This window comes from Streptomyces sp. NPDC003300, assembly GCF_040610915.1.
GTDB lineage: Bacteria > Actinomycetota > Actinomycetes > Streptomycetales > Streptomycetaceae > Actinacidiphila.
Window position 1 is genome coordinate 526,923 of the sequence record NZ_JBEXNE010000001.1, and the last position, 13,484, is coordinate 540,406.

Annotated in this window: 16 protein-coding genes; 10 read left to right on the top strand and 6 right to left on the bottom strand. The window is 72.0% G+C overall.

What is annotated here, in order from left to right; genetic code table 11:
- The first annotated feature begins 136 nt into the window (after positions 1-136).
- The 3 genes from ABZX65_RS01975 (at position 137) to ABZX65_RS01985 (ending at position 3,129) form a co-directional block, all read left to right on the top strand.
- On the top strand, positions 137-961 hold the full coding sequence (locus ABZX65_RS01975) for an ABC transporter ATP-binding protein (RefSeq protein WP_355333327.1): 825 nt from the start codon (positions 137-139) through the stop codon (positions 959-961).
- 28 nt (positions 962-989) lie between these two features.
- Complete coding sequence (locus ABZX65_RS01980) at positions 990-1,895, top strand: ABC transporter permease (RefSeq protein WP_355333329.1); 906 nt, start codon at positions 990-992, stop codon at positions 1,893-1,895.
- Between the two features lie 172 nt (positions 1,896-2,067).
- Complete coding sequence (locus ABZX65_RS01985; RefSeq protein WP_355333331.1) at positions 2,068-3,129, top strand: ABC transporter substrate-binding protein; 1,062 nt, start codon at positions 2,068-2,070, stop codon at positions 3,127-3,129.
- Positions 3,130-3,213: 84 nt separating this feature from the next.
- On the opposite strand, the gene ABZX65_RS01990 is transcribed toward ABZX65_RS01985, so the two are convergent.
- From ABZX65_RS01990 to ABZX65_RS02000, 3 genes are all read right to left on the bottom strand, one after another.
- Positions 3,214-4,182 carry a pirin family protein gene (locus ABZX65_RS01990; RefSeq protein WP_355333333.1) on the bottom strand — a complete coding sequence of 323 codons (969 nt, stop codon included), beginning with the start codon at positions 4,180-4,182 and terminating at the stop codon, positions 3,214-3,216.
- A 120-nt stretch (positions 4,183-4,302) separates the two neighbouring features.
- Positions 4,303-4,494 carry a hypothetical protein gene (locus ABZX65_RS01995; protein WP_188283824.1) on the bottom strand — a complete coding sequence of 64 codons (192 nt, stop codon included), beginning with the start codon at positions 4,492-4,494 and terminating at the stop codon, positions 4,303-4,305.
- A gap of 69 nt (positions 4,495-4,563) precedes the next feature.
- Positions 4,564-6,486, bottom strand: a complete 1,923-nt coding sequence (locus ABZX65_RS02000; protein WP_355333335.1) for an acyclic terpene utilization AtuA family protein — start codon at positions 6,484-6,486, stop codon at positions 4,564-4,566.
- Between the two features lie 126 nt (positions 6,487-6,612).
- Between ABZX65_RS02000 and ABZX65_RS02005 the strand changes: the two genes are divergently transcribed.
- Positions 6,613-7,155, top strand: coding sequence for an NUDIX domain-containing protein (locus ABZX65_RS02005; protein ID WP_355333337.1), 543 nt, complete (start codon positions 6,613-6,615; stop codon positions 7,153-7,155).
- Positions 7,156-7,167: 12 nt separating this feature from the next.
- On the opposite strand, the gene ABZX65_RS02010 is transcribed toward ABZX65_RS02005, so the two are convergent.
- Entirely contained in the window at positions 7,168-7,500 is a 333-nt protein-coding gene (locus ABZX65_RS02010; protein WP_355333339.1) for a hypothetical protein, read from the bottom strand.
- 29 nt (positions 7,501-7,529) lie between these two features.
- On the opposite strand from ABZX65_RS02010, the gene ABZX65_RS02015 reads away from it, so the two are divergent.
- The 4 genes from ABZX65_RS02015 to ABZX65_RS02030 all read left to right on the top strand — a co-directional run bounded on the left by ABZX65_RS02015 (position 7,530) and on the right by ABZX65_RS02030 (position 9,640).
- A complete protein-coding gene (locus tag ABZX65_RS02015) occupies positions 7,530-8,690 on the top strand; it encodes a hypothetical protein (protein WP_355333341.1) in 1,161 nt (386 codons plus the stop codon).
- The gene (locus tag ABZX65_RS02020) at positions 8,677-8,814 is read left to right on the top strand and encodes a hypothetical protein (RefSeq protein ID WP_355333343.1); all 138 of its coding nucleotides are present in this window, start codon (positions 8,677-8,679) and stop codon (positions 8,812-8,814) included. Before ABZX65_RS02015 ends, ABZX65_RS02020 begins: the two co-directional genes overlap by 14 nt.
- A 74-nt stretch (positions 8,815-8,888) precedes the next feature.
- Positions 8,889-9,284, top strand: coding sequence for a DUF202 domain-containing protein (locus tag ABZX65_RS02025; protein WP_188283850.1), 396 nt, complete (start codon positions 8,889-8,891; stop codon positions 9,282-9,284).
- Positions 9,281-9,640, top strand: coding sequence for a DUF202 domain-containing protein (locus ABZX65_RS02030; protein WP_355333345.1), 360 nt, complete (start codon positions 9,281-9,283; stop codon positions 9,638-9,640). Before ABZX65_RS02025 ends, ABZX65_RS02030 begins: the two co-directional genes overlap by 4 nt.
- Positions 9,641-9,717: 77 nt before the next feature.
- Here ABZX65_RS02030 and ABZX65_RS02035 read toward each other — a convergent pair whose 3' ends face one another.
- Together ABZX65_RS02035 and ABZX65_RS02040 are read right to left on the bottom strand one after the other, a co-directional pair.
- Positions 9,718-10,602, bottom strand: a complete 885-nt coding sequence (locus ABZX65_RS02035) for a hypothetical protein (protein ID WP_355333348.1) — start codon at positions 10,600-10,602, stop codon at positions 9,718-9,720.
- Positions 10,603-10,646: 44 nt separating this feature from the next.
- A complete protein-coding gene (locus ABZX65_RS02040; protein ID WP_355333351.1) occupies positions 10,647-11,366 on the bottom strand; it encodes an FCD domain-containing protein in 720 nt (239 codons plus the stop codon).
- A 114-nt stretch (positions 11,367-11,480) separates the two neighbouring features.
- On the opposite strand from ABZX65_RS02040, the gene ABZX65_RS02045 reads away from it, so the two are divergent.
- Complete coding sequence (locus ABZX65_RS02045; RefSeq protein WP_355333353.1) at positions 11,481-11,999, top strand: gluconokinase; 519 nt, start codon at positions 11,481-11,483, stop codon at positions 11,997-11,999.
- A 73-nt stretch (positions 12,000-12,072) separates the two neighbouring features.
- Positions 12,073-13,467: a gluconate:H+ symporter gene (locus ABZX65_RS02050; RefSeq protein WP_355333356.1), complete on the top strand. Its 1,395-nt coding sequence runs from the start codon at positions 12,073-12,075 to the stop codon at positions 13,465-13,467.
- Positions 13,468-13,484: the final 17 nt, after the last annotated feature.

Below are 13,484 nucleotides of genomic sequence, written 5' to 3' on the forward strand. Positions count from 1 at the left end.
TCAATGCACCCTTGTTCGACGAGGTTGGTGTCTGCCCGTCGGTTCTGGCAGCCTCACTCGCGTGGCAAGCGAATCCCAGCACGGGCACAGCAATGGTCTAGTCAAATCGCCGCAACCGACGACATCGCCTATCGCGATGCGCGACGTGTGCAAGTCCTTCAGTACCCCGCAGGGCGGAAATCATGACGTCCTGCGCAACATCGATTTCACCGTCAGGCCCGGAGAGTTCACCGCGGTCGTGGGTCCCACCGGATGCGGGAAATCGACGACTCTCTCGTTGATCTCCGGCATGGAACGTCCGGACAGCGGTGAGGTGCTCGTCGACGGGCGCCCGGTGGAGGGCATTGGCAAGGACGTCGGGTTCGTCTTCCAGACGGACGCGGTGTTCCCCTGGAAGACCGTCATCGGCAACGTCGCGGCGGGTCCGCGCTTCCGGGGCGCGTCCCGCAAGGAGGCGCACGCCGCCGCGGCCGAGTGGATCCGCCGGGTGGGCCTCGCCGGGTTCGAGCGGTACCACCCGCACCAGCTCTCCGGCGGAATGCGCAAGAGGGTGGCGCTCGCGCAGACGATGATCAACGAGCCGCGGGTGCTGCTGATGGACGAGCCCTTCTCCGGGCTCGATGTGCAGACCCGTCAGATCATGTCCGACGAACTGCTCTCGCTCTGGGACCTGACCCGGCCCTCGGTCGTGTTCGTCACGCACGACCTGGAGGAGGCGATCTCGCTCGCCGACAAGGTCGTGGTGCTGACGGCGGGACCGGCCACCGTGAAGGAGGAGTTCGAGATCGATCTCCCCCGGCCGCGCAATCCCCGCGAGATCCGGCACACTCCCGAATTCGTCAAGCTCCACGAACGGGTCTGGCAGGCGCTGCGGGACGAGGTGCAGCTCGCGTACTCCCGCACGGCCGCGCGGCCCGAGACCGTGTCGGCCGAGACCGTGACGCCCGAATCGGCGGCCTGAACCATCCGTACGGAAGAGGCATGAGCCTATGAAGACCGACACCGCGACCGGGTCGGCGACCGACGAGATCCTCGCGCGACCCGAACCGCCGAAGAGTGACGCCGGAGCGGCCCGCGCCGCGCTGGCCAGGCGACAACGGGCCAGGCGCCGCGTGTGGGTCAACGTTGTCAGGGCCGCCGTCCTCGCCGCGTTCATCGGCCTGTGGCAGGTGCTCGCCTCGACGGAGGTCGTCGACCCGTTCTATTCCGGCAAGCCGTCGGGCATCTGCTCGAAGCTGTGGGACTGGGTGCGCGACGGTACGTCGCAGGGACCGCTGTGGGACCAGGTGTGGGTGACGTTGCAGGAGACCCTGATGGGCTTCGGCATCGGGGTCACCCTGGGTGTCGTCCTCGGCATCGTGCTGGGCCGGCTGCGCTTCCTGGCCGATGTCTTCGCCCCCTACATCAAGACCCTGAACTCGATCCCGCGCATCCTGCTGGGCTCGGTGTTCGCGATCTGGTTCGGTCTCGGCATCAGCTCCAAGGTCATGCTGGCCGCCGTACTGGTCTTCTTCGGCGTGTTCTTCAACGCCTTCCAGGGCGCCCGCGAGGTGGACCGCAATCTCCTCGCCAACGCCCGCATCCTCGGCGCGAGCAACACCCGGGTGACCTTGCACGTGGTCGTCCCGTCCGCGCTGAGCTGGATCACCACCAGCCTGCACGTGGCCTTCGGCTTCGCCATCACCGGCGCGATCGTGGGCGAACTGCTCGGGGCGCAGCAGGGCCTCGGGCTGCTCATCTTCCAGGCGCAGGCCAACTTCGATCCCAACGGGGTCTACGCGGGACTCGTCATCACCGCCGCGTTCGCGCTGGCGGCCGAGGGACTGATCTCGCTGCTGGAGCGGTGGCTGCTGAGCTGGCAGCCGCGTCCGCAGAAGTCCGGAGCGCAGGCGTGACCGCCGTGACCGGCGACAGCACCGCCGGGACCGGGGCCGCCTCCGGCACTCCCGCCATCCCCGCCCATTCCGCCATCCCCCCGACGGTCAACCGCCCCGCGGCGACTCGCGGCCCGCGGCACGACCCGAGACGGCGCACGACCCACCCGCTTCCGAGGAGAAGACAACGCACATGTGGCACAAGAAGATCGTTCTCGCAGCCGCGACGGTAGTCCTGGCGACAGGCGTGACGGCCTGCTCGGACAGCAAGTCCGACAAGACCACCGACGCGGCGAGCGCGGGGTCGCTGGAGACGGTGACGATCGCCCTGTCGAACCAGGCGAACCAGAGTTACCTCCCGCTGATCCTGGCGCAGCGGATGGGCTACTTCACGAAGCAGGGTCTGAACGTGAAGATCGCCAACCTCCAGGGCACGCCGCAGGTCTCCGACGCGCTGCTCAAGGGTGACGCCCAGGGCATGATCGGCTTCTACGACTCGAACCTCAAGCTCCAGCTCAAGGGCAAGAACACCCAGGCGGTCGTCCAGCTCCTCCAGGCACCCGGCATGGTCGAGATGGCCCGTACGAACGCGCCGTCGATCAAGTCGCCCGCGGACCTCAAGGGCAAGAACGTCGGCGTCACCTCGCTCGGTTCCGCCAGTTCCACCATCGCCTCGTACCTCGCGATCCACAACAACATCGCGGTGGCCGACACCCACTTGGTGGCGGTGGCGGCCGGTGCCACTTTCGTGGCGGCCTTCGAGCACAACCGGATCGACGCGGGTGTCACCACCGAGCCGACCATTTCGACGCTGCTCAAGAAGCAGCTCGGGACGATCATCGCGGACATGCGCACCGCGGCGGGCACCAAGGCCGCGCTCGGCGGCCCGTACCCCGGCACCGCGCTGACCGTCCAGACGGCGTGGGCCAACAGCCACAAGGAGACCGTCCAGAAGATGGTCAACGCCGTCTACCAGACGCTCCAGTGGATGGAGGCCCACTCGGCCGCGGAGATCACCGAGCAGGTCCCGGCCGACTTCTACGCCGGCAGCGGCAAGGACCAGTACGTCCAGGCGCTGGCCAACGAGATGGGCATGTACAACCCGACCGGCCAGATGCCGGCCGACGCCCCGCAGACGGTGCTCCGCGTCCTGACCGCGGTCGACCCGACCGTGAAGGGCAAGACGATCGACCTGTCGAAGACGTACACCGACGAGTACGTCCAGAAGGCGGCCCAGGACCACTCCGCGTCCTGACCCCCGCTCCCCCCAGGGCCCCTGCCCGGCGCGCACCCGCCGCCCAGGGGCCCTGCGTCGTTCCCCGCCGCGCCCCCCGCCCGGTCAGCGCTCCCGGCCGCGCGCCTTCAGCGGGCCCGGCGGGAGGGCGGGGGCGGACAGGCGGTCGCCGTCGTAGCCGTGGACGTCGCCGAAGCGGGTGGCGGACTGCCAGGCGGTACGGGCCTCGGTGATCTCCTCGCTGGTGCGGGCGACGAAGTTCCACCACATGATGATGCGTTCGGCGAAGGGCTCGCCGCCCAGCAGCATGAGGGAGGCGGGGGTGTCGGCGCGCAGGGGGAGTTCGCGGCGGCCACAGCCGAGGTAGAGCAGGGAGCCGGGGGTGAGGGGGACACCGTCGACGTGGGATTCGCCGGACATGGTGAGGACGGCGTACTCGAAGTCGGGGTCGAGCGGGAGCCGGGCGTCGGTACCGGCGGCGAGGGTGAGGTCGGCGCCGACGAGCGGGGTGTGGATCGTGCCGGGCGAGGCGGCGCCGTCGAGTTCGCCGAGGATGACGGTGGCGTGGAGTCCGCCGCCGCCGGTGACCTCGGGGAGTACGGGGTGGTGCTCGAAGGAGGGCGCGGTGTCGCGGGTGGCGTCGGGCAGGGCGACCCAGAGCTGGGCGCCGTGCAGGTAGCGGGCGTGGTCGCGCGGTGATTCCTCGGAGTGGGCGATGGCCCGGCCCGAGGTCATCAGGCCCAGCTCGCGGGGGCGCACCGTCTGGAGGCTGCCGAGGCTGTCGCGGTGCAGGACCTCGCCGTCGTGCAGCCAGCTGACGGTCTGCAAGCCCATGTGCGGATGGGGCGGCACCTGCATGCCGGGCTCGTCGGCGATGTCGTCGGGCCCGTAATGGTCAACAAAGCACCAAGCGCCGACCATGCGCCGTCCGAGGTTGGGGAGCAGCCGCCGTACCTCGGTGCTCTCGCCGAGCTGGACGGTGCGGCCGGCGAGCAGGTCGCGGACCGGGGCGGCGGAGACGTCGGCGCGCCCGCCGCAGCGGGTGGCGGCGGGCGTCGTGTCGAGATTGCTCATGGTGCCGATCATGCCGCGCGCGACCGCCCGAAGCGAGGAGGGGACCGGGCGGTCGCGCGGGTCAGGGGGTCCGTCGGTCCCGGGCGGCGGGAATCCCGAGGCCAGGGGCCGGGCGGGCGGTTACCGGGCGGGCGGCGCGGAGTGGGCGGGGTGGATGCCGTGCACGAGGTCGCGGGCCTCGCTGACGTACATCTCCCGGTCGCCGAGCGTCAGGCCGGGGAAGTAGTCCTTGAGCCTGGTCACGACCTGCTGCTCCGACTCGTGGCACTCACGCAGCAGAAAGATCGCCTTGCGCAGGATGTCGCCGTCCATGGGGACCGCCCTTCACTACCCCCGCGGGCCCGTCGCCCTCGGACGATTCCCATCATGACTCCACGAATGTCACCTCTTGGGCAACGGCGTGTACTGGCTCTGCAAAAGATCCACCAGCTTTTCCGGCACGTCCGCGAGGCATCCCCGAAGCCGCTCCCCCAGCGCCTTGGCCTGCGGATCGGCCCTGGTGGAAGCGGCGACGCCGTCGCCGAGCAGCCCGTGCACGACGAAGTTCACCGCGCGCAGATTCGGCAGTTCCCAGCGGCTCACCGGCAGCGTCGCGGTCTCCGGCAGCAGGGCCCGCAGCCGGGGTACGTCCAGATACGCGCGCAGCCACGCGTACCCCTCGTCGTCCCGCGCCCACAGCCCGACGTTCGCGTCGCCGCCCTTGTCCCCCGAGCGCGCCCCGACGACGGTCCCGAGCGGCAGCCGTACCGTCCGGCCGAAGGGCTCGGGCGGCCCGGTCCGCGCCTGGCGCGGCGCGGGTCCGGTGACCGGCGACACCAGCGGCGGCGGTACGGGGCCGGAGTCGGGCACCGGACCCGGCCGTCCCTCGCGGAGGTCGGTGGCGCCGTGCGGCGGGCGCGGTACGGGCAGCCGGGTGCCGTCGGCGAGCACGGTCACGGCGGTGACCTCGTCGGCGGCCACCAGCGCGGGCCAGTACACGCCGTACTCGGTGGGGCGCGGCGAGGCGTGCTCCAGGTAGAGCCCGGGGTAGCCAGCCAGCGCGGAGCCCGCGACGTCGGTGAAGAAGCCGCGGCCGACGGTGTCGAGGTCCGGGTCCTTGACGGTGAGCGTCAACCGGTCGGCTTCGCCGCCGTGTTCGCGCCGCAGGTCGTACCCGGCGAAGCGGCCCGGCCCGCCGGTCGCGTCGCGCAGGGTGGCCTCGGCGAAGTCCGCCTTCGCGTCGAGGTCGAGGCCGGTGAGCACGAAGGTCGCGGAATTGCGGTAGCCGCCGCGGTGGTTGAGGCAGACCTTGAGGGTGTCGGGCGCGGGCTCGCCCGCGACCGGGCCGACGGAGACCCGGTCGGGGCCCTGCTGGATGAGCCGGACGGTGTCGAAGCGGGCCACGACGTCGGTGTTGAGGTAGCCGGGTCCGCCGATCTCGTACAGGAGTTGGGCGGTGACGGTGCCGATGGTGACGGCGCCGCCGGTGCCGGGGTGCTTGGTGATGACGCTGGAGCCGTCGGCGTGGATCTCGGCGATCGGGAAGCCGGGGTGCACCGGGTCGGGGATCTCGGTGAAGAAGGAGTAGTTGCCGCCGGTGGCCTGGGTGCCGCACTCGATGATGTGGCCCGCGGTGACGGCGCCCGCCAGCCGGTCCCAGTCGTCGAGCGCCCACTCGAAGGCCCAGGCGGCGGGCCCGACGACCAGCGAGGCGTCGGTGACCCGGCCGCAGATCACCACGTCGGCGCCGCCGCGCAGCGCCTGCGCGATGCCCCAGCCGCCGAGGTACGCGTTGGCGGTGACCGGCTCGACGCCGGAGCCCGCCAGCGGGCGGCCGGTGGCCAGGTGCGCGAAGTCGTGGCCGCGGGACTGGAGTTCGGGCAGCCGGTCCAGCAGGTCGTCGCCCTCGACGTACGCCACGGACGGGTGCAGGCCGCCGACCGCGGCCAACTCGGCGAGTTTGGCGGCCAGTCCCGCCGGGTTGAGGCCGCCCGCGTTGACGACGATCTTGATGCCGCGCTCCAGGCAGGTGCCGAGCACCTCGCGCATCTGGGCGAGGAAGGAGACCGCGTAGCCGCCGTCCGGGTCGCGCTGCCGCGCCTTCCACAGCAGCAGCATGGTCAGTTCGGCCAGGTAGTCGCCGGTGAGGACGTCGATGGGGCCGCCCTCGACCATCTCGCGGGCGGCCGACAGCCGGTCACCGTAGTAGCCGGAGCAGTTCGCGATCCGCAGCGGCGCCCCGCGCTCCCGCTGCGCCCGCGGTGCCCGCCGGTCCTGTCGCGTCTGGGGCGCCTGCGGTACCTGGGGCGCCTGGTGTGCCGTCATCCCACACTCCCGTCACTCCCCCGTCTCACCGAACCGGGACGATCATCTTGCCGGTGTCCGCGCCGCGCAAGACCACCAGGGGGCGCGCCCGGGGCGGGTCCGGCGGCCGGTGGTTGAATCGGCTCCATGAACGAGCCCACACCGCGACCCCCGCTGTCCGCCGACGAGATCATCGACATCGTGGACGAGCACGACCGGGTCGTCGGCAGGTCGCCGCGCGGCGAGGCGTACGCCAGGGGCCTGCGGCACCGCTGCGTCTTCATCCTGGCCAGGGACGCCGAGGACCGGATCTTCGTGCACCGCCGCACCGCGGAGAAGCTGGTCTTCCCCTCCCTCTACGACATGTTCGTCGGCGGTGTCGTCGGCGCGGGCGAGTCCTACGAGGAGGCGGCGCTGCGCGAGGCGGAGGAGGAACTGGGGGTGAGCGGACTGCCGCGCCCCGAGCCGCTGTTCCGATTCCTCTACGAGGACGGGCCGCGGACGTGGTGGTCGTCGGTCTACCAGGTGCGGTGCACACAGCCGGTCGCCCCGCAGGCCGAGGAGGTGGCCTGGCACACCTTCCTCACGGAGGAGGAGCTGGCCGCCAGGCTCACCGAGTGGGAGTGGGTGCCGGACGGCCTCGACGGCTACCGCAGGCTGCTCGAATGGCGTGCGAAGCACGGGAGTTGACCGCCCGGCGGCTCAACCGGCCACCAGGAGACCGGCGATGACCGAGGCGCAGTTGGCGGCGACCGAGGCCGCGTACGGCAACGGGCCCCGCAGCCGCAGCAGTCGGCCGAGCAGCAGACCCTCCACGAGGCAGACCGCGCTCTCCGCGACGGCGAATGCGGGCCAGTACGCGGCGCCGTGCGTCTGCCGCAGGAACCACCACAGCGGCGGGTGCGTCACACAGTTGACCATGACGGCCGCGAGAGCGGTCCGCGTCGGTCGGACGGCGGACGCCGCGGTGACCGCCGCGACGTAGCAGGGCACCTCGACGAGCAGGGTGAGGACGAGGGCCAGCGGATACGGCACGGGCGGATCGTGCCACGGGGAGGGGACGAGTGGCCAGCGCGGTGGGGGCGCCCCTGGCGGGCGGTGCGGGCACGGGCGATACGGGCACGGCCGATACGGGACGCGCGGGGCCTACGCTGCCGGTCGCCGGTTTCGTCCTGGCGGCGGCGGTGGCGCTCGCCGTCTCGCTGCGGCTGCCCGCGGGCACGGCCGTGGTGGGCCTCGCGGTCTTCGGCATTCTGCACAATGTGCTCGAACTGCGGTACGTGACCGGCCGGTTCGAAGGCGTCCTGCACGGCCCGTTCCTGCGGCTGCTGGGCGCGCTCATCACCGGCATCGTCGTGTGCCGCCTGCTGCCGCCGTCCTCCGGCACCCGTACCGCCGAGATCCTGCTCGCGTACGTGCTGCTCGCCGCGGCCTGCGTGCACGCGCTGCGGACCAGGCCCGTACCGCTGGCCGCCTCCTGCGCGCTGCTGGCGGGCGCCGCCATGGCGTCGCTGGCCTTCCCCGCCTACCACTTCGTGGTGCTGGCCCATCTGCACAATGTGGTGCCGCTGCTCTTCTTGTGGGAGTGGTCGCGCGCCATGCCGCGCGGCCGTGCCGCCTTCCGGGCGGTGCAGTGCGGGTGGGTGCTGGTGATCCCCGCGCTGCTGCTGTCCGGCGCCCTCGACGGTCTGCTCGGCGCGGGCTCGGGCTGGACGGACCGGCTGGCGCTGTCGTACACCCCGCCCGCCTGGCAGCACACGCACGCCGGGCTGCGCTTCGTCGCGGTCTTCGCCTTCCTCCAGACCATGCATTACGTGGTGTGGGTGTGGTTCATGCCGCGGTACGCGCCGGACGCGACCGAGGCGTTCGAGCGCCGCGCGCCCGTGCTGCGCGGTGTCCGGGCCTGGGCGCTGGGGCTCGGCGGGGCGGCGGCCCTGTCGGTGCTGTTCGTCAGCGACTACACGCGGGGCAGGTCGCTGTACGCGGCGGTGGCCAGCTACCACGCGTATCTGGAGTTCCCGGTGCTGCTGATGCTGGTGCTGGGGCTCGGGGAGCGGGGCCGGGCGGCCGGGGCGGACCTGACCGGGACGAGGCCGACCGGGACGAGCGCGACCGAAAAGAGGCCGCCCGAGAAGAGCCCGCCCGCAATGGGCGTGCCCGAAGAGAGCGCGACCGACGCGCGTGCGACCGACGGAAGGAAGGAGTCCTCCGATGCTGCTCGCTGACGTCGCGCCGCCGCAGGACGGTGGCGGCGGCTCCGCAGGCCATGTGGTGATCGCCGTGGTCGGCGTGGTGCTGCTGGCCGCGGTGCTCGCCGTGATCATCGCGGCGGTCTCCCGCCGGAAGTGACCGCCCGCGCCCGCTTCCGACCTGGTCGTTAGTGTGGACGCGTGAGCGCTTTCGCCCAGGAGCTGCCCGCGCGGCTGCGTGCCGCGCGGGATTCCGTACGTCTGTGGTTCGCCCCCGCCCGCGTGCGGGACGAGGGCACGACCCCCGACTACCGCTTCTCGCTGGCCAACGAGCGGACCTTCCTCGCCTGGATCCGCACCGCGCTCGCCCTGATCGGCGGCGGTTTCGCCGTCGACCAGTTCCTCACCGACCACCTCGCGCACTGGGTACGGGTCTCGCTGGCGCTCGTCCTGCTGGCCGGTGGCGTCGCCTGCACGCTGCGCGCGGTCAACCACTGGGCCCGCTGCGAACGCGCCATGCGCCGCGGCGCCGACCTGCCCGTCTCCCGCTTCCCCGCGCTGCTCGCGGTCGCCATCGCGGTGATCGCCGTCGCGATGGTGTGCGTGGTGCTCTTCGGCTGGGCCGGATGAGCCACGACCGCCAGGACGGCGGCCCGTCGGGAGTCGGCGGCCGACCCGGTGACGACCGGGATCCGGGGCTCCAGCCGGAGCGAACGCGGCTGGCGTGGCGGCGTACGACGCTGTCCTGCGCGGTGACGGCCGTGCTGGCCGGGCGGCAGGTGCTGCATCACGAGGGCGGGGCGCTCCCCGCGGTGGCCATCGGTCTGACCGCGCTCGCGTTCCTGGCCTTCCTCCGGCTGGCGCACCGCAGGATTCAGCAGCTCGGCGGCGCGCCGCACCCGGCGGTGATGGCGCCGGGCGCCGCCGTCGCGGTGGTGGGCTGCACGGTGGCGCTCGCGGTGTTCGGCGCGGCGCTGGTGTGGTGAGGCGCGCCCAGCTGTGGTGACGCGCGCCCTCGTGTGGTGAAGCGCCCAGCTGTGGTGAGGCGCGCCGGCCGCGTCCCTCAGCGTCGTCGCAGCGCGCTCACCAGCGCCCGGACCTCCCGGTCGGCGAAGCCCGGCTCGCCCGCGACAGTCCGCACGAGTCCGTCCCGCACGGTACGGCTTCGGCCGGCCTCCACCAGCGCCAGCGACTCGGCCAGCGCCTGCGGGAGCGCCTGGTGGTACCAGGGTGTGTCCGCGTCCTCGTCGAACCAGCGGCTCGGCGGAAAGGTGCCGTTGAGCTTGGGCTGCGCATTGCCGTACCAGCCCCATTCGGGCCAGGGCAGCGACACGTTGACCACGTGTCCCGCGGGCAGTGTCCGCACCCAGCGGGCGGAATCGGGCGACTGCTGCCAGCGGTCGGCGTTCGGGCCGCTCTTGCCGCGGGGCGTCACCCCGACGTAGCGCAGCTTGCGGCGGATCACCGACCAGGGTTCGCGGCTCTCGGCGATCCACGCGGCCAGTTCGCGGTGGAGCGCGTCGAAGGTGGAGCCGCTGTGGACCACGTCGACCACGGCCAGCGGGCGCTTGCGGCGGGCCAGGGCGCGCGGTTCGAGACCCGCCGCGGCCAGGTGCTCGCGCAAGCGCTCCCGCTGGGGCTGCGGGAGGCGGGCGGAGCGGCGGATCGACAGGGGGAGCCGCAGGAGTCCGCCAGGGCGGTCCGCGTGTTCCAGCGCGCCGGTGAGCAGGTCGTACATGCTGTCCAGCGAGCGGCCGACGAAGCGGAGGTCGGCGGCGCGGGAGCGGGCCAGCACCTTGCCCGTGCACTGTGTGAGCGCCGGAAGGTGCCACAGCCGTACGGGTTCCGAGCCGTCCGCGAGCGTGCCGAGGCGGTCCGGCGGGCGGCCCTCGTACGAGGACAGCGCCCAGCGGAAGGGCTGCGGCGGGGCGGGTTGACGAGCGGTCACGCGTAACAGTGCAGCACTGCCGGGCCGTGCGGGTAAACGGATTTTCAGGGCGCCAGGATGTCCAGCTCGTGCAGGGCGCCCACGCAGATCTCGCGCATCAGGTCCTCGGCGGCGGCGGCCTCGCGGGAGCGGATCGCCTCGGCGACGCGGACGTGGAGGGTGACGGCGGCGGGGTCGGGCTCGGCGAACATCACATGGTGTTCGGTGCGGCCGGTGAGGACTTCGGCGACGACGTCCCCGAGGCGGGCGAACATCTCGTTGCCCGAGGCGTCGAGGACGACGCGGTGGAAGGCGACGTCGTGCACGAGGTACGCGTCGAGGTCGGCGGCGCGGGCGGCGGCGGCCATCTCGGCGGCCAGCACGGTGAGTTCGCGGCACTGGGCGGGACCGGCGGCGGTCGCGGCGAGTCCCGCGGCGACCGGTTCGACGGCGGTGCGCAAGGTGGTGAGGGAGCGCAGTTGGCGGGGGCGGTCGGCGCCGGCCAGGCGCCAGCGGATGACGGCCGGGTCGAAGACGTTCCACTCCTCGCTGCGCAGCACGGTGACGCCGACGCGGCGGCGGGACTCCACGAGGTGCATCGCCTCCAGCACCCGGACCGCCTCACGGACGACGGTGCGCGAGACGCCGTAGCGCGTTTCCAGTTCGTCGATGCGCAGAACCGTCCCCGGCGGGTAGTCGCCCGAGGCGATGGCGGGGCCGAGTTCGGCCAGAACACGGGCGTGCAGACCCCCGGCGTCGTCCCGCGGTGCTTCCTGCTGAGGCATGAGGACAGCTTATGCGGCAGCACAGTCATGTGACTTTTACATCACAGACTCTTGAATAAGTAGTACCTATGGCGTTGAGTGTCCCCGACCGCTTGCACAAGGAGGTTCGAGCGCATGACCAGCTCCCCGCGCCCACCGCACTCCCCCGTCGTCGTCGTGATGGGGGTCTCCGGTTCGGGCAAGTCGACCGTCGGCGGCCTGCTGGCGGATCGGCTGGGCGTCCCGTACGCCGAGGCCGACGACTTCCACCCGGCGGCCAACATCGCCAAGATGTCGGCCGGTCACCCGCTGGACGACGCCGACCGGGCGCCCTGGCTGGACGCCATCGGCGCGTGGATCGCGCAACGCGAGGGCAAGGGCGGGGTGGTGAGCTGTTCCGCCCTGCGCCGTCGCTACCGCGACCACCTGCGTCAGAGCGCGCCCGACCTGTTCTTCCTGCACCTGGACGGGTCCCCGGAGCTGATCGCCTCCCGACTGGCCGCGCGGATGCAGCACTTCATGCCGTCCGAGTTGCTGCGCTCGCAGTTCGCGACGCTGGAGCCGCTGGAGCCGGACGAGGCGGGCGCGGTCGTGACGATCGAGGGCGGCCCGCGGGAGATCGCGGACCGCGCGCTCGCCGCCGTACCCCGCTGACGTCGCAGGGCTGAGCCGCCCCACCTGTTCGAACCCCCTCCCCCTGTCCCCGTCCTTCCCCCTGGAGTCCTCCGTGTCCGCACTCAGCGTGGAGCTGCTGGCCGCCGATCCGTCCCCGATCACCGACGCGGGCAACACCCGCCTGGCACTGGCCGCCCTGGCCGGTATCGCCGTCATCGTGCTGCTGATCACCCGCTGGAAGGTGCACGCCTTCCTCGCCCTGACCATCGGCTCCGGTGTGCTCGGCTCCGTCGCGGGCGCGCCGCTGGCCAAGACGATCACCAGTTTCTCGACCGGCCTCGGCTCGACCGTGGCGAGCGTCGGCACCCTGATCGCGCTCGGCGCGATACTCGGCAAACTGCTCGCCGACTCCGGCGGCGCGGACCAGATCGTCGACACGATCCTGGCCCGTACCAGCGAGAAACGGCTGCCGTGGGCGATGGCCCTGATCGCGGGTCTCGTCGGCCTGCCGCTCTTCTTCGAGATCGGCATCGTGATCCTCATCCCGGTGGTGCTGCTGGTCGCCAAGCGCAGCGGCCAGTCGCTGATCCGGCTGGGCATCCCGGCGCTGGCCGGTCTGTCGGTGATGCACGGTCTGGTGCCGCCGCACCCCGGCCCACTGGCCGCGATCAGCGCCATCCACGCCGACATGGGCATCACGCTCGCGCTCGGCGTGCTGGTCGCGATACCCACGCTCGCCATCGCGGGTCCGCTCTTCGGCCGGGTGGCCGCGGGCTGGGTGGACGTGACGCCGCCGGAGCGGATGACGCCCGCGCGCGCCTCCGACGACCTGGAGCGGCGGCCGAGCTTCGCCGCGACGACCTGCACGATGCTGCTGCCGGTGGTGCTGATGCTGGCCAAGGCCCTGGTCGACGTGATCGTGGACGACCAGAGCAGCCTGACGTACCGGATCTTCGACGTCATCGGCACGCCGCTGGTGGCGCTGCTGGCCGCGGTGATCGTGGCGATGTTCACCCTCGGGCGAGCCGCGGGCTTCAGCAAGGACCGCGTCTCCTCGACCGTGGACGCCTCGCTCGGCCCGATCGCGGGCATCCTGCTGATCGTCGGCGCGGGCGGCGGCTTCAAGCAGACCCTGATCGACTGCGGGGTCGGTCAGATGATCCTCGACTGGTCCAAGAGCTGGCACATCTCGGCGCTGCTGCTCGCCTGGCTGATCGCGGTGCTGATCCGGGTCGCGACCGGTTCCGCGACGGTGGCGATCATCTCGGCCGCCGGTCTCGTCGCGCCGCTCGCCGAGGGCATGTCGTCCTCGCACACCGCGCTGCTGGTGCTGTCGGTGGGCGCCGGTTCGCTGTTCTTCTCGCACGTCAACGACGCCGGATTCTGGCTGGTGAAGGAGTACTTCGGGATGGACGTCCCGCAGACCCTCAAGACCTGGTCGGTGATGGAGACGGTGATCTCGGTGGTGGCGCTGGGCTTCGTCATGCTGCTGTCGCTGGTGCTGTGAGGCGCTGACGTCGTGAG